Source organism: Promicromonospora sp. NPDC060204 (genome assembly GCF_042728455.1).
Taxonomy (GTDB): domain Bacteria; phylum Actinomycetota; class Actinomycetes; order Actinomycetales; family Cellulomonadaceae; genus Promicromonospora.
The window spans coordinates 1-21,263 of the sequence record NZ_JBHWZO010000047.1; the positions used below are offsets into that span (position 1 = coordinate 1).

Genomic DNA, 21,263 nt, shown 5'->3' on the forward strand with positions numbered 1-21,263 from the left:
GAGCAGTGCGTTGTTCCGGGCAATTATTGCTTTATCGGTCAGTGATACCAGGTCGGTCCGGACAGCCCTTTCCAGGGCTTTACGGAATGACTTATAGTGCCGTCGCATACTTGATGCGAAACGATGCTCCACTCCTGACGAACCAGCACTGGTGTAGCCCTGAGCAGGGGAAACGCCGGAGTTGCCCCCTCGTTGCCCCCGGGCGGTCGCGCCGGGTGGCCGGGCCGGCACCCCAGGCCGAATTCCCCACCGCGGAAGTGCGCCGACGCTCTGGTGGAAATGGGACGCAACGACTTTGTCAGACAATCTGAGATGGCTTGTCACGCTCGAAACGGACACCCGGGCGACAGCGGACCAGGCGGACGACCACGGCGAGCACGGCGTGCTGAGCGCCATCGCCTCCGGAGACCTGGACACCCTCGAGGACCTGGCGGACGTGTGGTGGTTCGAGCTGCCCGCCCGCTTCGGCCCGGAGCTGCTCGGCCTGCTCGAACGGCTGCCCGCCACGATGGCCGCCCGCCGTCCCCGGCTGCTCATGGCGGGCGTGCTGGCATACCAGCTCGCCGAGGCGCGCGACGACGCGCAGCTCCGCGCCACGATGCGCCTGTTCGAGCTGCACGGCGTCCGCCTGTCCAAGCGGCTGCGCTCTTTCACACGGCCCGGTGACACGGTCGCCGCCGGGGCGCTCGCGATGCACGCGGCCCGCATGCGCGGCCAGTACCGCACGGCGGAGGGGATCGGCGCCTGGGTCGAGGAGCACCTGCTCCGGACCGACGACAGCGGGGCGCTGCCCTGGAGCGGCGACCGCCGGGTGGGCCGGCCGGGCCTGATCGCCCTGAACCGGGGCGTGACGGCGATGCTGGCCGGGCAGCCGGCCGTGGCGATCGGGCACCTGCGCCGCGCGTACGAGCAGGCCGGCCCGCCGCCGTTCCAGCACTTCGCGGGCGCCGCGGCGTGCGCGAACCTCGCGCTGCTGGCGGCGGTGCGCGGACACCACGCGATGGCCGAGAACTGGCTGAAGCGCATCCGGCAGTGCGGGCCGGTCCCGGAGTGGCTGGAGCACCACCTGCTGCTGGGCGCCGTCATCGCGCGGGCGCTCCTCGCGATCGACCGGCTGGACGCCTACGCCGCGCAGGAGGCCCTGAGCCAGGCCGGCAGCGCGGAGGACCCGGGCGACCTCTGGCCGTTCCTCGCGGCCGCCCACGCGGCGTACGCGGTGGCGTTCGACGAGCCCGTGAACGGTCTGCTGGGGCTCGACGCCGCCTGCTTCGCCCACGGGATGGGGGCGCGCCCCGGCCCGGACGCGCACCCGGTCCTGCTGCGGGCCCACGCCGACCTGCTCGCCGCGACCGGCGAGGGCAACCGCGTGGTGGCCCTCGCCGAGGCGTCCCCGACCAGCCGGCTGCTGCCGCCCGCCGCCCGGGTGCGGCTCCTGGCCGGCGACACCGACGGTGCGCTGACGGTCGCCGGGCGGGCAATGCGCGACGCGGCGGTGACGCCCCGGGACGCCCTCGAGCTCCAGCTCGTCATCGCCGTTGCGCACCTGCGCGCCGGCGAGCTCGACGAGGCGCGGGCCCGGTTCCTGCACGCCGCCGAGCTCGGGCGGCAGGGGCCGCTGGCGCCGTTCGCGCTGTTCCCGCGGGACGAGATGCTGGAGCTGTGCCGCCGGACCGGCACCGACCCCCGGCACGTGGGGATCACCCGCATCCCCGACGACACCAGACACCCGGTATCCGGCCCGATCGTGCTGCTCACCCGGCGGGAGCGGGCGGTGCTGGTCGGCCTGGCAGCCGGTGACAGCGCTGTCCGGATCGCCGCGGACCACGGCGTCTCGGTGAACACCGTGCGCACCCAGGTGCGCAAGGTCTACCGCAAGCTCAACGCGTCGAGCCGCACCAGCGCGCTGGCCCGCGCGGGCCAGCTCGGGCTGATCCCGCCGGAGACCCCGCGCAGCGCCTGACCGGGTCCCCCGCTGCCCGACGGCGGGCCCCGCCCGGGCCTTGTCGGCCTCAGGCGGGACCTGCCGGGTGGGCTCGGGTCAGCGCCAGAACGCGCCGAGCCGGTCGGCGAGGGCCAGGCCCTGCGCGTGCCCGGCCCGGGCGGCGGCCGGCCGCTGTGACACGTCCATCGCGTTGAGGCCGAACAGGTGCTCGGCATCGGGCTCGGGGAAGATCGTCTCGACCCGGCTGCCACCCGCGCGCAGGTCCGCGACCTGGCCCGTCAGGTCCAGGCCCCAGGCCGCCGGGGTCCGGGACCGGCCGCCGAACGGGGAGAGCACCAGCACCCGGGCGTACCCCGCGGCCAGGTCCGCGTTCTCGGCGCCCGCGCGGTATCCGCCGTCGATGTAGCGGCCCGAGCCGATCCGGTAGGCGAAGCCGCTGGCGCAGCTCGCCGCGACGGCGTCCGCCAGGCCGACGCCGCTGTTCCGGTCGAACACGGCCGGCTCCCCGGTGACGGCGTCGACCGCCGTGAGGAGCACCGTCCGCTCCGGCCAGTTCTGGGCGGGCAGCCGCGCGGCGACGGTGGTGCGCCACCGCTCCTGCACCGCGTCGTCCGAGGACCCGGGCAGGTCGAGCGACATCGCGCCCAGCCGGCGGCGCAGGTCGGCGGGGCCCTCGGCGGCCTCGATGATCCGGCGGGTCCGCTCCATGTGGTCCGTCACGGGCCGGGTGTCGTGCTGTTGCGGCCCGGCGGGCCGGGACGTGGCGGGCTGCGGCCCGGCCCACGCAGGCCCGGCATTCCGTGGCCCGGCCGACGGCGGCGCGATCAGCGTCGCGGCGTACAGCTCGGCCGGCGTCGCGCCGGCGAGCTGCGCCGCCGCCGTCGAGCCGGCCGAGGTGCCGACGGTCAGGTCGGCCGTGGTCACGTCCAGCCCGCCGTCGAACAGGCCGGCCACGACGCCGATCAGCCACGCGTTGCCCGTGGAGCCGCCGCCACCGAGGACGAGCGCGCGCTCACGGGCGGCCGCGGGCGCGCCGGAGGGCAGAGCAGAAGAAGAGGAAGAAGTGTTCATGGGAGTCGCCTCTCGCGAATTGCCTGGCGGGCGCTCCCGGCGGCGACTAGCGCCGTCGCGCGATCGTGGGCAGCGGGGGAGCACCCGGTACGGACACAGCGTTCACGGGTCTCACCTCCTCCTGCCTGCGGTTCACGATCGCGATGACGTTAGCACACGTCAGGGGCCGTCTCGTCGGCCACCACGAGCGCCACCTCGCAGAACATCGAGTCGGCCCACGAGAACCACGGCCGCGAGTACGCCGTCGGGTCCGAGGCGTCGAACGCCTCGTGCATGCGGCCGGTGCCGCCGTCGGTCCGGGCGAGCACCCCGAGGAGGCGGACCCGGTCCTCCGGGGTGCCCGTGAGCGCCTCGACGGCCAGCGCGATGGGCCACACGCGGCCCGGCTTGGTGTGCGGGCTGCCGATGCCGCTCGCCGCGGTGCCGGTCACGTAGTACGGGTTGGCGGGGCTGAGCACGAACGCGCGGGTCGCGCGCCAGACGTCGGCGTCGTACACGTCCGGCGCGACCAGCGGGAGCGACAGCAGCGACGGCGTGTTGGCGTCGTCCATGCGCAGCACCCCGCCCAGCCCGTCCACCTCGTAGGCGTAGATCGGGGCGGCGTCGCCGGGCTTCGCGCCCGGCAGGCCGGACACCGCGCCGGGCACGCCAGGTTCCTCGCCCGGCGTACCGGGCACCACGCCGAACGCCTCGACGCCGGCCACGAGCTCGCCGGACAGCGCCCGCGCGTCGGCGGCCAGGGCGGCGTCATCGAGCACCTCGCCCGCGACGTCGCCGATCGCGAGCAGCGCCTGCGCCGTGAACAGGTTCGCCGGGATGTTGTAGCCGTACGTGCAGGCGTCGTCCGACGGGCGGAACCCGCTCCACGTCATGCCCGTGCGGCCGACGGCGGTGCCGCGGCCGTCGCGCGCGAGCGTCTCCGTCGGGATGTCGGTGTCGCGCCGGAACCGGTACGGCGACGCGTCGTGGTCCTGCTCGGCGCGGAGCTGGTCCACGATCGTCCGCAGCACGCGGTGGGCCCGACCGTCGAACACGTCCACCCGGCCCGTCGCCCGCCAGAGCGTGTGCGCGAGCGTGACGGGGTAGGCGAAGCTGTCGATCTCGTACTTCTGCTCCCACACGTGCGGGTCGTCGCACACGTCCTCGGGGTCGTAGTGCGCGCCCGTCGGGCCGTCGTTGAAGGCGTTCGCGTACGGGTCGTGGTCCAGGCACGCGAGCTGACGCCGCACCACGGCGGCGACCAGGTCGGCCAGCGGCGGGCACGTGGCGAGGAACCGCAGGTACGGCGTGAGCTGCGTCGTCGAGTCGCGCATCCACATCGCCGGGATGTCGCCGGTGATGACGAACGCGGTGCCGTCGTCGCCCATGGTCACCGTGTCGGTCAGCGTGCGCAGCAGCGCGGCCTCGACCATGTCGCCCACCTGCGTGCCCGACGTGGCGCGCACGCGGTCTGCGGCCTCCGTCAGGGTCGCCGTGATCGCGGGGTCGAGCGGGGTGCGCGTCATCGCTCCCATGGGGTGGCTCCGTTCTGGTCGGTCACGCGGACCGGTAGGGCGTCGGCGGGCGGGTCCGATTCCGGCGTGCACCACACGCTGAGCGTGACGGGCGCGGCTTCCGGGGCGCCGGAAGCCCACGATCCCAGCTCGTCCAGGCCGAGGTCGAACGCGACCTCGGTGGTGGCGCCGGGCGCCACGGTGACCCGCCGGACGGCGAGGAGCTGACGGCGGCGCGGCCGGATCCCCGGCTCGTGCCGGCGCGCGTAGAGAGGCACGCTGACCGACCGGTCGTGCGCGCCCGCGTTGGTCACCTCGACGGTCACGGTCGCCGCGCCGCCGTCGGCCAGGTCGCCGGCGGGCAGGGACGGCGCCTCCCCGCGGAGACGTGTGGTCACGCCCGGGAGCAGCGCCGTGCCCAGGGGGAGCCGCCGGAGCACGTCGGTGTCCACGTACCCGCGCGCCGTCTCCATCCGCTCGTCGTGCGCCACCGGCATGACGCCGTCCGCGGCCGGGAACGTCGCGGGCAGCCGGCCCGACGCCGTGCCGTCGCACAGCGCGGCGGCGACGGCCTCGCCGCCCGACGGGCCGGGGAACGGCACGACCAGCAGCGCGTCGACCAGGGAGCGCAGCTCCGTCAGCGCCCGCGGCCGCCCGTCCAGCACGACGGCGACCACGGGCGAGCCGCCTTCCCGCGCCGCCCGGACCACGTCGAGCTGCGCCTGCGGCAGCGCGACCGACGACAGGTCCACGCCCTCGCCGTTCGTCGTGTCCAGGGCAGGGCCGTCGACGGCGCCGTTGTCGGCGAACTCGTCGTCGTACGTACGGCGGCTGGACCCGCCGAGCACCACGACGCACACGTCGGCGCCGGCGCTCGCGGCGCGGACCTGGTCGAGCGCGTCTGGGGCGTCGAGGGGACCCCGCAGGCGGCTGCCCTCGGCGTACCGCACGTTGTCGGCGCCGAACCGCGCGATCAGGGCGGAGCGCACGGTCGAGGCGGCCGGGTCCGGGACGGGTCGCGGCGGCGTGTAGTCGCCGAGCTGGGCGTCGAGGTCGTCGGCGTTCGGGCCCACGACGGCGATCGTCGCGCCGGGGCGCAGCGGCAGCACGCCGCCGTCGTCCACCAGGACGACGGCCTGGCGCGCGGCGCGGTCCACGAGCTCGACGAGGTCGCGCGCGGCGGGGACGCCCGCGCCGGGCGCGTCCGCAGCAGGGGCGCCGGGCGCGTCCGGAGCGCCCGCGTCCGCCGCGGGCTGCACCGGCGTCGCCGAACCGAACAGCCCGAGCCGCCGCTTCAGCGCCAGCACCCGGTCGGCGGCGCGGTCGAGCACGGCCTCCTCGACGAGCCCGCGCTCGATCGCGGGCTCCAGGTGCGTGAACGCCTCGTCCCAGAGGCTGAGGTCCACGCCGGCCTTCAGGGCCAGCGCCGCCGCGAAGGCGGGGTCGGGGGAGCTGTCGCGGAGCCGGTCGATCGCGGTGCCGTCGGCCATGACCAGGCCGTCCCAGCCCCACTGCTCGCGGATCGTGCCGGTCAGCAGCTCCTCGTTGGCGCTGCACGGCACGCCGTCGACGTCGTTGTAGGCCGCCATGAACCCGGCGACGCCCACGCGCGCGGCGGCGTGCGCGGGCCGCAGGTGGATCTCGCCGAGCTCGCGGCGTCCGACGGGCGCGCCGGAGCCGTTGCGACCGCCGATCCCGGTGCCCTGCCCCGCGAGGTGCTTGGCGACGACGGCGACGTGCGAGCCGTCGATCGGGTCGCTCGCGGAGGCGGTGCCCTGTATGCCGCGCACGGTCGCCGCGACCAGCAGGGCGGCCAGCGCCGGGTCCTCCGAGAAGCACTCCTCGGCACGGCCCCAGCGGGGGTCGCGGAGCACGTCGAGGCCGGAGACGAGGGCGACGTGCGTGCCGCGGGCCCGGGCCTCGGCGGCGACGGCCGCCGCGAGCTCCTCGGTCAGGTCCGCGTCCATGCCGGCGCCGAGCGCGAGGTTCACGGGCAGCGTGGTGCCGCCGAGCGCCATCAGGCCGTGCGGCGCCTCCTCGACGAACAGCACCGGGATGCCGTCACCGAAGGTGTTCACGTGGTCCTGCACGGCGGCGTAGGCCTCGGCGCTGCGCTCCGGCGGGATGCCGTTGTCCCAGCGGACCGCCGACCACGGGTCGGCGCGGAGCACGCCGTAGAGCGCCCCGAGCCCGCCCCAGCGGTCCACCTCGCGCCGCAGCACGTCGGTGACCCGCGGGGCGCCGTCGACCCACCGGACCGCCTCCCAGCCCTTCAGCCGCTGGTTGACCTGCCCGATCCGGGTGGCGAGCGGCAGCGTGGCCGCCCCGCCCGCCGGGAGGGTGGTGCCGAGGATCATCCCTTGACCGCCCCCGAGAGCAGGGCGCGCTGCATCTGGCGCTGGAGCACGGTGTAGACGAGGTACACGGGCAACAGTGTGAACAGGGTGCCGGCCATCAGCACGCCGTAGTCGGTCCCGGCGTCGACCTTGAGGGTCGGCAGGGCCACCTGGATGGTGCGCTGCGCGGTGTCCGGGCCGATCAGGATCAGCGGGTACAGGTAGGCGTTCCAGAACGAGAGGAAGTTGAGCAGCAGCACGGTCGCGATGCCCGGCACGCAGATGGGCAGGTAGACCTGCCGCAGCACCTGGAGCGACGACGCGCCGTCCATCGAGGCGGCCTCCTCCAGCTCGCGCGGGATGGTGCGCATGAACGACGTCAGGATGACGATCGACAGCGGCAGCGCCGTCGCCGGCAGCAGGAAGATCACGAACGTGCGGGTGTGGAACAGGCCGAGCGCCGCGGCGAGCAGGAACGTCGGGAACAGCGCCGCGAACGACGGGATGAGGAACCCGAGGGCGAAGGCGCTCTCGACGATCTTGCCGGCGCGGCCGCGCGCCCGCGCCAGCGCGAACGACGCCGGCAGCGCGAGCACCAGGGTCAGCACGAGCGCCGCGACCGTGGTCAGGGCGGAGTTGGCGACCGCGAGGCCGAGGTCGGCCTGCTGGATCGCCGTCGTGAAGTTGGAGAAGTCGAACGTCGTCGGCAGGGCCAGCGGCGACTCGAAGATCTCCTCGTTCGTCTTGAAGGAGGAAACGATGAAGTAGTAGAAGGGGATGACCAGCAGTGCGGCGTAGATCCACGCGAGCGTGCCGCTCGTGATCGAGCCGATGCGGTCGCGCAGGGGGAGTCGACGGGCGACTTCGGCGCGCTGAGCCATGAGGGTCTCCAGGGCAGGTTCGGGAGGCAGATCAGATCGGGGATCAGTGCGTGGCGCGGAGCGTGCGGCGGATCGCCCACATCCCGAGCAGCCCGATCACGAAGAGCACGACGCCGACGGCCTGGCTGTAGCCCAGGTCGGTCTCGACGAACGCCTTGCGGTAGATGAGGTACGCGAGCGTGGTGGTCGCGTTCTCGGGCCCGCCCTGCGTGAGCAGCAGCACGGTCTGCGCCGAGTTGAACAGCATGGACAGGAACTGGAGCATCGCGACGACGCCGATGAAGTCCCGCGCGATGGGCCAGTACATGCGCCAGGCGAGCCGCCAGTCGTTCGCGCCGTCGAGGCGGGCGGCCTGCACGATCTCGGTCTCGACGCCGTCGAGCCGCGACGCGATGAGCACCGCCGAGTAGCCGATGCCGCTCCACAGCTCGACGGCGATGATGGCGCCGAGCGCGGTGGTCGGGTCGGCGAGCCACTCGTTGCCCTCCAGGCCCAGCGGGCGCAGGAACCCGTTGACCAGGCCGTCCGGGTTGAGCATCGCGTAGAAGACCATCGCCGTCGCCGGGGCGGAGATGAGCGCCGGGATGAACAGCAGGTACCGCAGCACGCGGTGGCCGCGCGGCTTCTGCACCACGTAGAACGCGAGCAGGAAGGCGAGGCCGATCATGATCGGCAGGCCGACGACGATCTGGATCGCCGAGTTCGCGGTCGCCGTCCAGAAGGTCTCGTCGGCGAAGACGCGGGCGAAGTTGTCGAGGCCCGCCGGCGTCGGCGTGGTGAGCATGCCCGGCCAGGAGAGGAACGCGATGACGAACATCGCGACCACGGGGCCGATCATGAACACCGCGTACCAGATCAGCGCGGGCAGGGCGAGGCCGGGGAACCGGTCGCGGATCGTCCCGCGACGGCGGGTGCGGGGGGCGGCAGTCGTGCCGTCGCCGGTCGTGTCGGGGCGGCCGGCGTCGAGGAGCGCGGTCATGGGTGGGGGTCCTTTCCCAGCTCGAGCGGTCAGACCGCCTGGTATGACTTCTCGAAGGCGTCGATGATGCGGTCGGCGGGCGCGGACCCGTAGGCGAGCGCGGTCGCCTGGATCATCGGCTCGAACACGGCGTCGGGGATGAGCAGGTCGGGCAGCATCACGGGGGTGACGTCGTCGTCCGTGAGGCGCGAGCCCTGGGCGACCAGCGGGAAGTCCTGGCTCACGGTGTCGGTGATGCGGCTCATGTCGCGGCCGGACCCGAGGATGAACTCGTCCGTGACCTCGGGGGTGTACAGGTTCTGCACGAACGGCTTGATGAGGTCGAGCTTCTTGCGGCCGTTCTCGCTGATCCAGATGCCGTGGCCGTTGAAGCTCCGGATCACGCTCGGGTGCTCTAGCACGCCGCCGCTCGACGGCTTGGGCCAGCCGCCCACGGTGACCTCCGCGGCACGTTCGTTCGGCACCAGCGCGAGGGCCGACGACATGGCCGGCACGATCGCGGCCTTGCGGGTGTTGAACTGCGTCAGCTCCGAGTCGGACGTGTAGCCCTGGACGTTGTCGACGAAGACGCCGGCGTCGCGCAGCTCCACGAAGTGCTCCACGCCCGCGATCGCGCCGGGGCTCTCGGAGATCTTGCCGGTCGAGAACACGGTGCGTGCCTCGTCCTGGGTGATGAAGCCCTGGATGATCTGCAGGAACATCTTCTGGCCGCTCCAGTCGGAGCCGCCCACGGTGACGGGGCCGATGCCCTTGGACCGGAGGGCGTCCGCGGCGGCGATCAGCTCGTCCGACGTCGTCGGGATGGCGCCCACCCCGGCCTCCTCCAGCAGCCCGGTGTTGAACGACACCGGCCAGTTGGTGCGGGTGAACGGGAAGGCGCGCAGGCGGCCCTCGTCGTCGGTCCACTCCGCCAGCGCCTCGGGGATGATCAGGTCCCGCAGGCCCCAGTCGTCGAGGTAGTCGTTCACGGGGACGGTCGCGCCCAGGCGGGTCCAGGACAGGGTGCGGCCCATCATGTTGACGATCGCGACGTCCGCCTCCTTGCCCGCCAGCGTGCTCGTCTCGAACACGATGGGCAGGTCGGAGCCGTTCTTCAGCAGCGCGACCTTGCGCGCGGTGGCGCGCTGGTAGGCGGCGACGACGTCGGAGAACACCTGGGCGCCCGCGACCGCGCCGCTGATCTGCGTGTGCACGGTCAGTGCGTTCGGGCCGCTGGACGCGGGCACGAGCGCCCCGCATCCGGCGAGGAGCGGCGTGATGATCCCGCCGCTGAGCGCGGCGCCCAACAAGGTGCGCCTGCTGATGCCGTGGGACACGGAACCTCCTGGAGCTTGTCGACCTGGGACTTCGGTGTGTCGATCGAGACGGGCGGGGCACATCCGCGTGCCGGGCCTTGTAAAGCGGTACACAAACTGACTGGCCGCGAATGTATACCGCTTTACTTTCGAGGGTCAACCCCCGTAGGGTCTGGCACGTGACCGAAACACCCCCGAAACGAGCAACGATCGCCGCGGTGGCCCGCCGTGCCGGCGTGTCGCCGTCCGCGGTGTCCCACGTCTTCAACGGGCGGCCCAACGTCTCGGCCGCCACGGCCGAGCGCATCCGGCAGGCCGCCGACGAGCTCAACTGGCGCCCCAACTACGCCAGCCGCAAGGTGTCGGGCCAGGGCGGGCGCAGCCTCGGGCTCGTGATCGCCCGCGCGAGCGACACCTTCGGTCGCGACCCCTTCTTCATGCGGCTGCTGGCCGGGCTCACGCAGCCGCTGGCGGACATCGGCTGGTCGCTGTCGCTCACGCTCGTGGCGGTCGACGACGAGGCGCGCGTCTACCGCGAGTGGTGGGCCGAGCAGCGCGTCGACGCGTTCCTGCTGGTCGACGCCCGCACGGACGACCCGCGGCTCGACCTCGTCGGCACGCTCGGGGCACCTGCCGTGGTGCTCGGCGCGCCCGTGGACGCCGCGGTCCCCGCGGTCACGGTGCGCGACGACGCCGCGTTCGCGGCCGTGCTCGCCCACCTGACCGAGCTCGGGCACCGCCGGGTCGCGCGGATCAACGACGCGCCCGGCCTCGCGCACACCCAGGCCCGCGACCGGCGGTTCGCCGCAGCAGCCGCCGAGAACGGCGTCGAGCCGTCCTACGCGGTCTGGGACGCCGAGGCGACCGACCCCGTGGCCGACCTGCTCGGCCGGGTCGGCGACGTCACGGCGATCATCGTCGACAGCGAGGTGATCGCCGCCGAGATCGTGGCGCACGCGCCCGAGCTCGGGGTGAGCGTCCCCGGGCAGCTCTCCGTGGTGGCCTGGGAGGACTCCTGGGTATCCACGCTCGTGCGCCCGCGCCTGACCGCGCTCGACGCGCCGGTCGAGGAGAGCGCCCGCACCGCCGTCGGCCTGCTGGAGCGGCTGGTGCGCGGCGAGGACGTCACGTCGCAGACGGTCGGCGGGCGCCAGCTCATGGTGCGCGAGTCGACCGCCGCGGCGCCCGGCGCCCCGGCCTGAGCACCGGCGCCCGAGCGTCCCCACACCTGAGAAACCCCGCCCGGCGCGCGACGCCCGGGAATCCCGAGTCACCTGAGAGGCACGCCCTTGACCACCACCCCGCGCTTCGGCGTCAACTACACCCCGTCGAAGGACTGGATGTTCCAGTGGATGGCGATCGACCCGGACGTCGTCCGCGCCGACTTCGAGGCGATCGCGGCGCTCGGCGTCGACCACGTGCGGGTGTTCCCGCTCTGGCCGGTGCTGCAGCCCAACCGCACCCTGATCCGGCAGCGCGCGCTGGACGACATCGCGCTCGTGGCCGACCTGGCCGCCGAGCAGGGCCTGGACATCGCCGTCGACGTGATCCAGGGGCACATGTCCGGCTTCGACTTCGTGCCGGCGTGGCTCGTGAACTGGCACGACGGCAACATGTTCACCGACCAGCCCGCGATCGACGCGCAGGCGGCGCTCGTCGCCGCGGTCTACGACGCCGTCCGCGACAAGCCGAACTTCCTGGGGCTGACGCTCGGCAACGAGCTCAACCAGTTCCAGCGGCCCAACCCGGCGGCGATGCCCGCCAAGCGCGACGAGATCACGCACTGGCTGACGTCGCTGCTGGAGGCCCCGCGCGACCGCGACCCGGGGCACCTCGTGACGCACAGCGAGAACGACCACCTCTGGTACCGCGACGAGCACCCCTTCGTGCCGGCGCACGCCTCGCGCCTGGGCGACGTGACCACCGTGCACTCCTGGATCTTCAACGGGACGGCCGCGACCTACGGCGCGCTGTCGCCGCAGTCGGTGCGGCACGCCGAGTGGATGATCGAGCTGTCCAAGGCGTTCGCCGCGCAGCCCGGCCGGCAGGTCTGGCTGCAGGAGGTCGGGGCGCCCTCGATGAACCTCGCCGAGGCGGAGATGCCCGAGTTCTGCGCGCGCACCATCGAGGCGGCGCTCACCACGGACGACCTGTACGCCGTCACCTGGTGGTGCTCGCACGACGTGACGCGCGACCTCGCCGACTACAAGGACCTCGAGTACTCGCTCGGCCTGCTCGACACCGAGAACCGGGTCAAGCCGCTCGGCTGGCGGTTCGCCGAGGTGATCGCGGAGGCGCGTGCCGCGGGTGCGCGGCCGGCTTCTTCGGGGCGCCCGGTGGCCGTGGTGGTCGACGTCGACGCGGACGACCTGCCGCTGTCCCGGCCGTCCCTCGGGCCCGGCGGCGCGGTCTTCGAGCGCTGGCACGCGCTGCGCGAGGAGGGCGTGGAGGTCACCGTCGTGACGAGCGCCGCCGCCGCGGACCCCGCTGCGCTGGAGGCTCGCGGCATCCGGGAGCTCGTCCGTGTCGACGCGGGCTGAGCTCGTTCGCGCCGGACTCGCCGGCGTGCCGGGCGGGATGATGTCCGGATGAACGAGGACCTGCTCCTGCGCGGCGGTCTGGTCGTCGACGGCAGCGGGGCGGAGCCGGTCACCGGCGACGTGCTGGTGCGGGACGGCCGGATCGCCGCCGTCGGCCTCGGCACGCGGATCGACGCGCCCGGCGCGCGCGTCGTCGACGCCGAAGGCCTGGCCGTGGCGCCGGGCTTCGTCGACATGCACGCCCACTCCGACCTGGCCGTCCTGGCGGACGGCGAGCACCTCGCCAAGGTCACGCAGGGTGTGACCACCGAGGTGGTGGGCCAGGACGGGATCTCCTACGCGCCCGTCACCGACGAGACGATGGCGCTGGTCCGCGAGCAGATCGCGGGCTGGAACGGCATCCCGGACGGCGTCGACTTCTCCTGGCGGTCCGTCGCGGAGTACCTGGCGGAGGTGGACCGGCGCGGCAGCGCGACCAACGTCGCCTACCTGGTGCCGCAGGGCACCGTGCGGATGAACGTCGTCGGCACCGGCGACCGGCGTGCCACCCCCGCCGAGATCGCGGAGATGCGTGCCCAGGTGGACCGGGGCTTGCGGGAGGGCGCGTTCGGCCTGTCGTCCGGGCTCACCTACGTGCCCGGCATGTTCGCCGACACCGACGAGCTCGTCGCCCTCGCCGAGGTGGTCGCGGAGCGCGGCGGCTACTACGCGCCGCACCAGCGGTCCTACGGCGCGGGCGCGATCGGGGCGTACGCCGAGATGGTCGACGTGGCGCGCCGCTCGGGCTGCGCCCTGCACCTGACGCACGCGACGATGAACTTCCCCGAGAACCGGGGTCGCGCGGGGGAGCTGCTCGCGCTCGTGGACGATGCGATCGCCGACGGCGTCGACGTCACGCTCGACACCTACCCCTACCTGCCCGGTTCGACGACGCTGTCCGCGCTGCTGCCGAGCCGCGCGGCGGTCGGGGGCCCGGAGCAGACGCTGGCCCGGCTGCGCGACCCGGGGGAGCGGGCGTGGATCACGCACGAGGTCGAGGTCGTGGGCAGCGACGGCTGCCACGGCGTGCCCGTGGACTGGGACAGCATCGAGATCGCCGGGGTGCGCGACGCCGCGCTCGGCGACCGGGTGGGTCGCACCGTCGCCCGGATCGCGCTCGACGAGGGCCGGCCGCCGGCCGAGGTGTTCCTCGACCTGCTGGTCGCGGACCGGCTCGGCACGAGCATCCTGCAGCACGTCGGCGACGAGCAGAACGTCCGCGAGATCATGCGCCACCCCCGGCACACGGGCGGCAGCGACGGCATCCTGGTCGGCGCCAAGCCGCACCCGCGGGGCTCCGGGACCTTCCCGCGCTACCTCGGGCGGTACGTGCGCGAGGAGGGCGTGCTGTCGCTCGCCGAGATGGTCGTGCACCTGTCGGCCCGGCCGGCAGCGCGGCTCGGGCTGCGGGACCGGGGGTGCATCGCGGAGGGGTACGTGGCCGACGTCGTGGTCTTCGACCCGGCGACCGTCGCCGACCGGGCGACCCCGGACGAGCCGCGCCTGACCGCTGCGGGCATCCCGTGGGTCCTGGTGGGCGGTGTGCCGGTGATCGAGGACGGCGCCCGCTCTGCCGCCCGCCCGGGCCGGGCGTTGCGGCACCGACGTCCCGGGACGTCGCGGCGCGTGCCGTAGCCGCGGTCGGGAGTGCGGCCCGGCACGGCGTCCGTCCGCCGCGGCGTGCTGACCTGACTCCCGTCGTCTGACTCCGCGGCGGGGGTGCGCCAGCTCGGTGTGGCGGCTTGATGTGGTGGGCCGGGCTTGAGGCGGTGGAATGGGGCGGTGGCCCGGGCTTGAGGCGATGGCCTGGCCGGGGGGGCACGTCGTCCCTGCGAGGGGTGTCGGCTGGGCCATACTTCGCTCGGCCTGGACCCGCTTGATTCACGCCAGCAGGACTGTCCGGCACAGCCGGAATCTGCAGGTCTCAGGTGAACGAAATGAGGCCCAGCCGACACCCCCTCAAAGGTGTGTACGCGCCCCGCGGCCGGCCAGGCGGAGCACCGGGTTCGGCAGCTCCATGAGGTGAGCTGGTGAGATCGGTCGGTGGCATCGAGACCGGTCGGGCGTTGGACCGGTCTCGATGCCACGGACCGATCTCATGTGTGCGAGCCAGAATAGTGTGCCAAGCGCGGAGCGCTCTCGGGGTCGTGCCAGGTCGTGCTCGTGGCGGGAGAGTGTGCGGGCGTCACGGGCTGCGAGATTTGCCAGGTCGAGTGCCCGTGCATCTAATATATTGCATGCCCATTCCGAACAGCGTGCCCGCGATCGATCGCCGGCTGCTGCGTGACGACGTCTACGGCCGGCTGCGCGACGCGATCGTCGACGGCAGCCTGGCGCCGGGGGAGCAGCTGCGCGACCTCGAGCTCGCGGCCTGGCTCGGCGTCAGTCGCACGCCCGTGCGGGAGGCGCTGCTCCGCCTGGCCGAGGCCGGGCTGGTCGTGGCGCGCCCGGGCAGCTCGACGACCGTGAGCTCGCTGGACCTGCGCGAGGTGCGCGGCGCGCGCGACGTCGTCGCCGCGATGCACGAGGTGGCCGTGCGAGCGGCCGTGCCGGGCCTCACGGAGGCCGACCTCGACGCGATGCGCGCGGCCGAGCGCGAGTTCCGCGAGGCGATCGAGCGGGGCGACGTCGAGGCGGCCCTGCGCGCCGACGACGCGCTGCACGGCGTGCCCGTGACGGTGGCGGCCAACCGGGCGCTGTCCGCCGTGCTCGACCAGTTCACGCCGGTGCTGCGGCGCGCGGAACGGCTGCGGTTCTCCTCGCTGGGCGGGCGTGCGTCGTTCGCCCGCCACGAGGAGCTGATCCGGCTGTGCGCGGCCGGGGAGGCGGAGGGGGCGGCGGCGGTCGCCTTCGACACCTGGAGCACCCTGCCGACCGACGCCGACGAGCCGACCGACGCTCACGAGCCCACCGACCCCGACCAGCCCGGCGACCACGCCGCCCGCGAGGAGTAACCCATGGCCCTGTCCGACTTCCCCCGCCACCCGCTCACCTTCGGGCCCAGCCCCGTGCACCCGCTGCCGCGCCTCACCGCCCACCTCGGGGGCGCCCAGGTCTGGGCCAAGCGGGAGGACTGCAACGCGGGCCTCGCCTACGGCGGCAACAAGACCCGCAAGCTGGAGTACTTCGTCCCCGAGGCGCTCGCGCAGGGCGCTGACACGCTGGTCTCCATCGGCGGCTACCAGTCCAACCACACGCGCCAGGTCGCGGCCGTCGCCGCGTCGCTCGGGCTCAAGGCCGTGCTGGTGCAGGAGAACTGGGTCGACTGGCCCGACTCCGTGGCCGACCGGGTCGGCAACATCATGCTCAGCCGCATCATGGGGGCGGAGGTGCGGCTCGACCCGGCCGGCTTCGGCATCGGCTTCAAGGACTCCTGGTCCCGCGCGATCGAGGACGTCAAGGAGCGCGGCGGCACGCCGTACGCCATCCCGGCGGGCGCCTCCGACCACCGGCTCGGCGGCCTCGGCTTCGCCCGCTGGGCGTACGAGGTCCAGGAGCAGGAGCGTGAGCTCGGCGTCTTCTTCGACACGATCGTCGTCTGCGCGGTGACGGGCTCCACGCAGGCCGGCATGATCGCCGGGTTCGCCGCGCTGGAGGAGGCCGGCGGACCGCCGCGTCGGCTCATCGGGATCGACGCCAGCGCCAAGCTCGACGAGACGCGCGACCAGGTCGCCCGGATCGCGCGCGCAACGGCCGAGCTGATCAGCGTCGGCCGGCCGCTGCGGGACGACGAGATCACGGTGTTGCCCGGCTGGGCCGGCGACCTGTACGGCATCCCGGTCGAGTCGACGCTCGACGCGATCCGGCTCACCGGCGAGCTGGAGGGCGTCATCATCGACCCCGTGTACGAGGGCAAGTCGATGGCCGGGCTGATCGACCTCGTGACCAGCGGCGACATTCCCGCGACCAGCAACGTGCTCTACGCGCACCTGGGCGGGCAGCCCGCGCTGAACGCCTACAGCGGCCTGTTCACGCAGACCCGTCCCGTGCTCGGCTGACGACGCGCGCCGGAGACGGCGACAAGCGGCGCGCTTTCGGGGAGGCTTGGCACGCGCCGGATGTTCACCGCGGACATCCGGGATCGAGATGGAGCGTCATGGCCCGCCTGCTGCACCGCCCCGGCACCCCGCCACGCCTGCCCAGGGGGCGGGACCTCGACGCGGGCTTCGGCCCGGCGGCGCCCGCGCGCCCGGCGCGGATAGCCGGTGGGCGGCCCGTGGGCCGGGGCCGTGCCGTCGTGGGCCTGCCGGCCAACCCGTTCGGCTACGCGATGCTCGCCACGCTCGGGGTCGGCGCCGGCCTCGCGGTGCTCGGCGCGCTGTCCGCGGTGGCGACGGTGCTCGTGTACGTCGGGCTCGCGCTGTTCCTGGCGCTGGCCCTGGAGCCCGGCACCGAGGCCCTGACCGACCGGGGGCTGCCCCGCTGGGTGGCGGCGACCGTGATGGTCGTCGGGTCGCTGGTGGTGATCGCGCTGGTCGTCGTGGCGGTGCTGCCGATCGCCGTCCCGCAGGTCAGCGGCTTCGGTACCCAGCTCGTGGACCTGCTGCGCACCCTGCCCGACCAGGCCTGGTACGCCTGGGCGACCAGCAACCTCGGCGCCCTCGACCTGAACGGGCTGCTGTCCTCGGTGACCGACCTGCTCAGCGACCCGCGACAGCTCTCGGCGATCGCCGGCGGCGTGCTGCAGGTGGGCACCGGGCTGATCAACGGTGTCACGGCGGTCATCATCGTCACGGCCCTGACCATCTACTTCGCCCTGACGCTGCCGACCATGGTCGCCGCCGTCCTGCGGCTCGTGCCGCGCTCCCGGCGGGACATGACCGGGTCGCTCCTGGACGAGGTGCTGGACTCCGTGGGCCGGTACGTCTCCGGGCAGCTCATCCTGGCCACCATCAACGCCACGTTCACGCTGGTGCTCACCCTGTTCGCGGGCAGCCCGGCGCCGATCCTGCTCGCCGTCATCGCGTTCGTCGCGGCCCTGATCCCCGTCGTGGGCACGGTCATCGGGTCCATCCTCGTGACGCTCGCGACGCTCACGGTGAGCCCCGTCGCGGCGATCGTCGTCGGTGCGTGCCTGCTGGTCTACATGCAGGTCGAGGCGTACGTCCTGTCCCCGCGCGTGATGAGCCGGGCCGTGTCGATGCCCGGCGTCCTGGTGATCGTCGCGGCCCTCGCGGGCGCGGCGCTCGGCGGCATCCTCGGGGCCCTCGTCGCGGTCCCGGTCGCGGCGGCGTGCCTGCTGGTCATCAAGCGCGTGGTGATCCCGTACCAGGAGATGCGTTAGGCCCGGCGGAACGTGCCTACCAGGCTGTGCGTATCCCGGGGAGCGTGCCGAAGGCGGCGTCGGTGGTCACCAGGACCACGTTCTCCACGATCGCCTGCGCAGCGAGCAGCCGATCGAAGGGGTCCCGATGGGCCCAGGGCATCGATCCGGCGTGCAGAGCGTGCGCCGTGGTCAGGTCCAACAGCTCGGCGTCGAGGTCGTCGACCCGCCGTTCCCACGTGCTGACCAGAGTGGCGGCCGCGTCGAGCTTGCCGAGGCGCACCTTGGTCGCGACCTCCATCGCGGAGACCGCCGAGACCAGGAGCCGGTTCGCCGTGGATCCGAGTTCCGTGCGCAGTGGCTCGGCGAGCCGATCGGGCGAGGAGAGCAGCCACACGAACGCATGGGTGTCGAGAAGATAGGTCACTCCCATGCGGCGAGCTCCTCCTCGTCGAGCGGGTTGAAGAAGAACCCGTCCGGGATCGAGAGCGGCACGGTGCCGAACGTGCGCTCAGCCACAGGCTCCACGGGGATCAGGCGGACCGCGGGCTTTCCGGACCGCGCGACAACCACCTCTTCGCCGTGCTGAGCGCGCGAGATCAGCCGGGAGAGGTGGGTCTTTGCTTCCTGGACGTTCACGACGGTCATAGGACCATGGTCGCGGGCGAATCTGGTCTGGTCAAGCTGACCAGACCAGATTCCCCGTCGTTTGCGTGCCGCGATCATGGCCGCTCCGACCGATAGGATCCCCGCGAAGGGCCGAGGAGAACAGGGGCGAGGATGGCGCAGGGCAGACGGCCGCCGACCATGGTCGACGTCGCGCGTGCCGCCGGCGTCGCCCACATCACCGTGAGCCGGGTCGTGAACGACGAGCCGACCGTGCGGCCCGAGACCCGCGAGCGCGTCCTGCGTGTCATCGAGGAGCTCGGCTACCGGCGCAACGACAGCGCCCGCATGCTCAAGAGCGGCCGGTCCACGATGCTCGGCGTCGTCCTCGCCGGCTCGGAGCTGTTCGAGCTGCCCCGCGTCCTCCTCGGCATCGAGCAGGCCGCCAAGGAGGCCGGCCACTGGGTCAGCCTCGCGAGCTGGCAGGGCGGCACCCACGAACAGCTCGAGCAGTGCCTCGGCCGGCTCGTCGGCCAGGGTGCCGCGGGGGTGGCGGTCATCGCGGACCGGCCCGTCGCGCTCGAGGCGCTCGACCGGACCGTGACCCGCGTGCCGATCTCCGTGGTCATGTCCGGCAACGTGGCCAACCCCGCGATCGGGTCGGTCGAGCTCGACCAGGAGGAGGGCGCCCGCCTCGCCACCCGCCACCTGCTCGACCTCGGCCACCGCGACATCGTCCACCTGAGCGGCCGCATGGAGACCTTCGACGCCCGCGCGCGGGTGGACGGCTGGCGCGCCGAGCTCCGCCGCGCGGGCATCGAGGAGCCCCGCCTGCTGCACGGCGACTTCCATGCGCGCAGCGGGCACGCGCTCACCACCGAGCTGATCGACGCCGGCCGGCTGCCGACGGCGATCTTCAGCGGGAACGACCAGATGGCGCTCGGCGTGCTCTCGGCCCTGGCCGCCCGTGGCCTCTCCGTCCCCGGTGACGTGTCGCTCGTCGGCTTCGACGACATGGCTGGCGCCGACTACCTCGTGCCCGCCCTGACGACCGTCCGGCAGGACTTCGTCACCCTGGGCCGCCTCTCGATCGAGGTGCTCCTCGACCTCATCGGCGGCGGCGACGCCCGCCACCACCTGCTGCCGCCGTCACTCGTGGTGCGCGCCAGCACCCGCGCCGTCGGGGGCTGACGCCGGCACGCCGTACCGGACGCTGCGGAAGGTCAGCGGGCCGGCGCTCGCGGGGCCCTCGTTGACGAGCCCGAGCAGGACGCCGGTGAAGCCGCCCGCCGTCTCGGTGCTGAGCACGGTGTGCGGGAAGGCCGCCAGGACCCGCTCCCCGGCGACCCGCTCCTCGGCTCCCCGCTCCCCGGCGCCCTGCGCGCACCGGAACTCGTAGGACTCCCCGTCCGACCGGATCCGCAGCGTGACCTCCCCGGCGACCGGCATTTCCGGCCCGACGACGTCCGCACCGTTCAGCCGGCCGGTCACCCGCGCGACGCACCCGCCGGGCCCGCGGCGCACCCGCGCCGCGAGGAAGGTGTTCTCGTCCTGGAAGGCGACCAACCCGGCGTCGTGCCCCCCGATCAGGGCGGTGTCCACCACGGCCTCGAGCTCGAAGGCGTGCATGTCCTGGCGCCGGGCGAGGAACGCGGGGACCTCGCGCCCCGAGAGCGGGACGGGCCGCGGGTGCAGGGTGACCACGTCGCCCGCGGCGTCGGCGTCGGCGCCGACGTCGGCCGCCACCGGGCCGCGCAGCGACAGCCAGTCGGCCGGGCGGTCCGTCGTGACCGGCAGCCCGGGCCGGACGCCCTGGACCCGGCCCGAGCCGGGCGCGAGGACCGGCCCGTGCTCGTCCCACTCGACGGGGACGAGCAGCACCTCGCGGCCCAGCGTGTGGTGCTGCCGCACGGGCCGGACGCCGAGCACCAGCGCCCATGCCTCGCCGTCGGGCGTCTCGACGAGGTCGGCGTGGCCCACGTTCTGCACGGCCTCGCCGGCGCCGAGGTGGCGGTGGGTCAGCAGCGGGCTGCGCGGGTCGGTCCGGTACGGGCCGGTCACGTGGTCGGCGGTCGCGCTGGTGACCGCGTGGTTGCGCTCGGTGCCGCCCTCCGCGCCGACGAGGTGGTAGCGGCCGTCGCGCTCGTAGAGGTGCGGGGCCTCGACCCACTGACCCGTCACCGCGCCGTGCCAGAGCACGTGCTCCGGCCCGACCAGCCGTAGCGCCGAGAGGTCGAGCTCCCGCAGCCAGATCTCGCCGGGCCCGGAGGCGCCGTCCGCGGTCGCGTCGCGCGCGGCGGTGAACCAGGCCCGGCCGTCGCGGTCGAAGAACAGCGACGGGTCGATCCCGTCGGCCTCCAGCGGTATGGGGACGCGCCACGGCCCGGCGGCGTCGGACGCCGTGGTCAGGTACGTGGCGGAGCCCTGCCGGTCGCGGGCGATCGTGAACACCACGTAGAACACCCCGTCGTGGTGGCGGATCGTGGGCGCCCAGACGCCGTCCGCCACCTGGCTGCCGTCCAGCGGGAGCCAGCTCGCGCCGGCCAGCACGTGCCCGACCAGGTCCCAGGTGATCAGGTCACGGCTGTGGTGCACCGGGATGCCGGGGTGGTAGGCGAAGGTCGAGGTCACCATGAAGTAGTCCTCGCCGACGCGGCACACCGAGGGGTCGGGGTGGCAGCCGGGCAGTACGGGATTGGGGACCAGACGCATGTGCGCTCCTTTGCGCGAGGGGTCGCGCTTGACGAAATGGCAACGTTGCCATCAGCATAGGGGCACTTCCCGAGGACCCCGCGACGAGCTGCCGGGGCCGGCCGGA

17 protein-coding genes are annotated in these 21,263 nt (G+C 73.7%); 8 read left to right on the plus strand and 9 right to left on the minus strand.

Features of this window, described 5'->3' with window-relative positions; all coding sequences use genetic code 11:
- The first annotated feature begins 382 nt into the window (after positions 1-382).
- Positions 383-1,960, plus strand: a complete 1,578-nt coding sequence (locus tag ACFWEJ_RS08570; protein ID WP_377228778.1) for a LuxR C-terminal-related transcriptional regulator — start codon at positions 383-385, stop codon at positions 1,958-1,960.
- A gap of 78 nt (positions 1,961-2,038) precedes the next feature.
- On the opposite strand, the gene ACFWEJ_RS08575 is transcribed toward ACFWEJ_RS08570, so the two are convergent.
- From ACFWEJ_RS08575 to ACFWEJ_RS08600, 6 genes are all read right to left on the minus strand, one after another.
- Entirely contained in the window at positions 2,039-3,013 is a 975-nt protein-coding gene (locus ACFWEJ_RS08575) for a patatin-like phospholipase family protein (RefSeq protein ID WP_377228779.1), read from the minus strand.
- Positions 3,014-3,162: 149 nt separating this feature from the next.
- Complete coding sequence (locus ACFWEJ_RS08580) at positions 3,163-4,527, minus strand: glycoside hydrolase family 125 protein (RefSeq protein WP_377228780.1); 1,365 nt, start codon at positions 4,525-4,527, stop codon at positions 3,163-3,165.
- On the minus strand, positions 4,515-6,863 hold the full coding sequence (locus ACFWEJ_RS08585) for a glycoside hydrolase family 3 N-terminal domain-containing protein (protein WP_377228781.1): 2,349 nt from the start codon (positions 6,861-6,863) through the stop codon (positions 4,515-4,517). The genes ACFWEJ_RS08580 and ACFWEJ_RS08585 overlap by 13 nt, the downstream gene beginning before the upstream one ends.
- Positions 6,860-7,723 (minus strand): carbohydrate ABC transporter permease, encoded by an 864-nt coding sequence (locus ACFWEJ_RS08590; RefSeq protein ID WP_377228782.1) that lies wholly within the window; start codon positions 7,721-7,723, stop codon positions 6,860-6,862. The genes ACFWEJ_RS08585 and ACFWEJ_RS08590 overlap by 4 nt, the downstream gene beginning before the upstream one ends.
- 43 nt (positions 7,724-7,766) lie before the next feature.
- Entirely contained in the window at positions 7,767-8,702 is a 936-nt protein-coding gene (locus ACFWEJ_RS08595) for a carbohydrate ABC transporter permease (protein ID WP_377228783.1), read from the minus strand.
- A 29-nt stretch (positions 8,703-8,731) separates the two neighbouring features.
- Positions 8,732-10,018 carry an ABC transporter substrate-binding protein gene (locus ACFWEJ_RS08600; RefSeq protein ID WP_377228784.1) on the minus strand — a complete coding sequence of 429 codons (1,287 nt, stop codon included), beginning with the start codon at positions 10,016-10,018 and terminating at the stop codon, positions 8,732-8,734.
- A gap of 158 nt (positions 10,019-10,176) precedes the next feature.
- Between ACFWEJ_RS08600 and ACFWEJ_RS08605 the strand changes: the two genes are divergently transcribed.
- From ACFWEJ_RS08605 to ACFWEJ_RS08630, 6 genes are all read left to right on the plus strand, one after another.
- The gene (locus tag ACFWEJ_RS08605) at positions 10,177-11,199 is read left to right on the plus strand and encodes a LacI family DNA-binding transcriptional regulator (protein ID WP_377228785.1); all 1,023 of its coding nucleotides are present in this window, start codon (positions 10,177-10,179) and stop codon (positions 11,197-11,199) included.
- A gap of 87 nt (positions 11,200-11,286) precedes the next feature.
- Positions 11,287-12,537, plus strand: a complete 1,251-nt coding sequence (locus tag ACFWEJ_RS08610; RefSeq protein WP_377228786.1) for a glycosyl hydrolase — start codon at positions 11,287-11,289, stop codon at positions 12,535-12,537.
- Between the two features lie 48 nt (positions 12,538-12,585).
- Positions 12,586-14,211, plus strand: coding sequence for an amidohydrolase family protein (locus ACFWEJ_RS08615; RefSeq protein WP_377228787.1), 1,626 nt, complete (start codon positions 12,586-12,588; stop codon positions 14,209-14,211).
- Positions 14,212-14,813: 602 nt separating this feature from the next.
- The gene (locus tag ACFWEJ_RS08620; protein WP_377228788.1) at positions 14,814-15,530 is read left to right on the plus strand and encodes a GntR family transcriptional regulator; all 717 of its coding nucleotides are present in this window, start codon (positions 14,814-14,816) and stop codon (positions 15,528-15,530) included.
- A 3-nt stretch (positions 15,531-15,533) separates the two neighbouring features.
- Positions 15,534-16,574, plus strand: a complete 1,041-nt coding sequence (locus ACFWEJ_RS08625; protein ID WP_377228789.1) for a 1-aminocyclopropane-1-carboxylate deaminase — start codon at positions 15,534-15,536, stop codon at positions 16,572-16,574.
- A 98-nt stretch (positions 16,575-16,672) separates the two neighbouring features.
- On the plus strand, positions 16,673-17,860 hold the full coding sequence (locus ACFWEJ_RS08630; protein ID WP_377228790.1) for an AI-2E family transporter: 1,188 nt from the start codon (positions 16,673-16,675) through the stop codon (positions 17,858-17,860).
- Between the two features lie 16 nt (positions 17,861-17,876).
- Here the strand turns inward: ACFWEJ_RS08630 and ACFWEJ_RS08635 are convergent, their stop codons facing one another.
- Together ACFWEJ_RS08635 and ACFWEJ_RS08640 are read right to left on the minus strand one after the other, a co-directional pair.
- On the minus strand, positions 17,877-18,272 hold the full coding sequence (locus tag ACFWEJ_RS08635) for a type II toxin-antitoxin system VapC family toxin (protein ID WP_377228791.1): 396 nt from the start codon (positions 18,270-18,272) through the stop codon (positions 17,877-17,879).
- Positions 18,263-18,487 carry a type II toxin-antitoxin system Phd/YefM family antitoxin gene (locus ACFWEJ_RS08640; RefSeq protein ID WP_377228792.1) on the minus strand — a complete coding sequence of 75 codons (225 nt, stop codon included), beginning with the start codon at positions 18,485-18,487 and terminating at the stop codon, positions 18,263-18,265. Before ACFWEJ_RS08640 ends, ACFWEJ_RS08635 begins: the two co-directional genes overlap by 10 nt.
- Positions 18,488-18,619: 132 nt before the next feature.
- Between ACFWEJ_RS08640 and ACFWEJ_RS08645 the strand changes: the two genes are divergently transcribed.
- The gene (locus ACFWEJ_RS08645) at positions 18,620-19,636 is read left to right on the plus strand and encodes a LacI family DNA-binding transcriptional regulator (protein WP_377228793.1); all 1,017 of its coding nucleotides are present in this window, start codon (positions 18,620-18,622) and stop codon (positions 19,634-19,636) included.
- On the opposite strand, the gene ACFWEJ_RS08650 is transcribed toward ACFWEJ_RS08645, so the two are convergent.
- Positions 19,595-21,157 carry a family 43 glycosylhydrolase gene (locus ACFWEJ_RS08650; RefSeq protein ID WP_377228794.1) on the minus strand — a complete coding sequence of 521 codons (1,563 nt, stop codon included), beginning with the start codon at positions 21,155-21,157 and terminating at the stop codon, positions 19,595-19,597. The genes ACFWEJ_RS08645 and ACFWEJ_RS08650 overlap by 42 nt on opposite strands.
- Between the last annotated feature and the right edge of the window lie 106 nt (positions 21,158-21,263).

What these genes read in the sequence shown, in the direction of transcription:
- ACFWEJ_RS08575 (WP_377228779.1), bottom strand. Translation starts at nt 3,013, where the DNA reads ATGAACACTTCTTCCTCTTCTTCTGCTCTGCCCTCCGGCGCGCCCGCG.
- ACFWEJ_RS08580 (WP_377228780.1), bottom strand. Translation starts at nt 4,527, where the DNA reads ATGGGAGCGATGACGCGCACCCCGCTCGACCCCGCGATCACGGCGACC.
- ACFWEJ_RS08585 (WP_377228781.1), bottom strand. Translation starts at nt 6,863, where the DNA reads ATGATCCTCGGCACCACCCTCCCGGCGGGCGGGGCGGCCACGCTGCCG.
- ACFWEJ_RS08590 (WP_377228782.1), bottom strand. Translation starts at nt 7,723, where the DNA reads ATGGCTCAGCGCGCCGAAGTCGCCCGTCGACTCCCCCTGCGCGACCGC.
- ACFWEJ_RS08595 (WP_377228783.1), bottom strand. Translation starts at nt 8,702, where the DNA reads ATGACCGCGCTCCTCGACGCCGGCCGCCCCGACACGACCGGCGACGGC.
- ACFWEJ_RS08615 (WP_377228787.1), top strand. Translation starts at nt 12,586, where the DNA reads ATGAACGAGGACCTGCTCCTGCGCGGCGGTCTGGTCGTCGACGGCAGC.
- ACFWEJ_RS08620 (WP_377228788.1), top strand. Translation starts at nt 14,814, where the DNA reads ATGCCCATTCCGAACAGCGTGCCCGCGATCGATCGCCGGCTGCTGCGT.
- ACFWEJ_RS08625 (WP_377228789.1), top strand. Translation starts at nt 15,534, where the DNA reads ATGGCCCTGTCCGACTTCCCCCGCCACCCGCTCACCTTCGGGCCCAGC.
- ACFWEJ_RS08630 (WP_377228790.1), top strand. Translation starts at nt 16,673, where the DNA reads ATGGCCCGCCTGCTGCACCGCCCCGGCACCCCGCCACGCCTGCCCAGG.
- ACFWEJ_RS08635 (WP_377228791.1), bottom strand. Translation starts at nt 18,272, where the DNA reads ATGGGAGTGACCTATCTTCTCGACACCCATGCGTTCGTGTGGCTGCTC.
- ACFWEJ_RS08640 (WP_377228792.1), bottom strand. Translation starts at nt 18,487, where the DNA reads ATGACCGTCGTGAACGTCCAGGAAGCAAAGACCCACCTCTCCCGGCTG.
- ACFWEJ_RS08645 (WP_377228793.1), top strand. Translation starts at nt 18,620, where the DNA reads ATGGCGCAGGGCAGACGGCCGCCGACCATGGTCGACGTCGCGCGTGCC.
- ACFWEJ_RS08650 (WP_377228794.1), bottom strand. Translation starts at nt 21,157, where the DNA reads ATGCGTCTGGTCCCCAATCCCGTACTGCCCGGCTGCCACCCCGACCCC.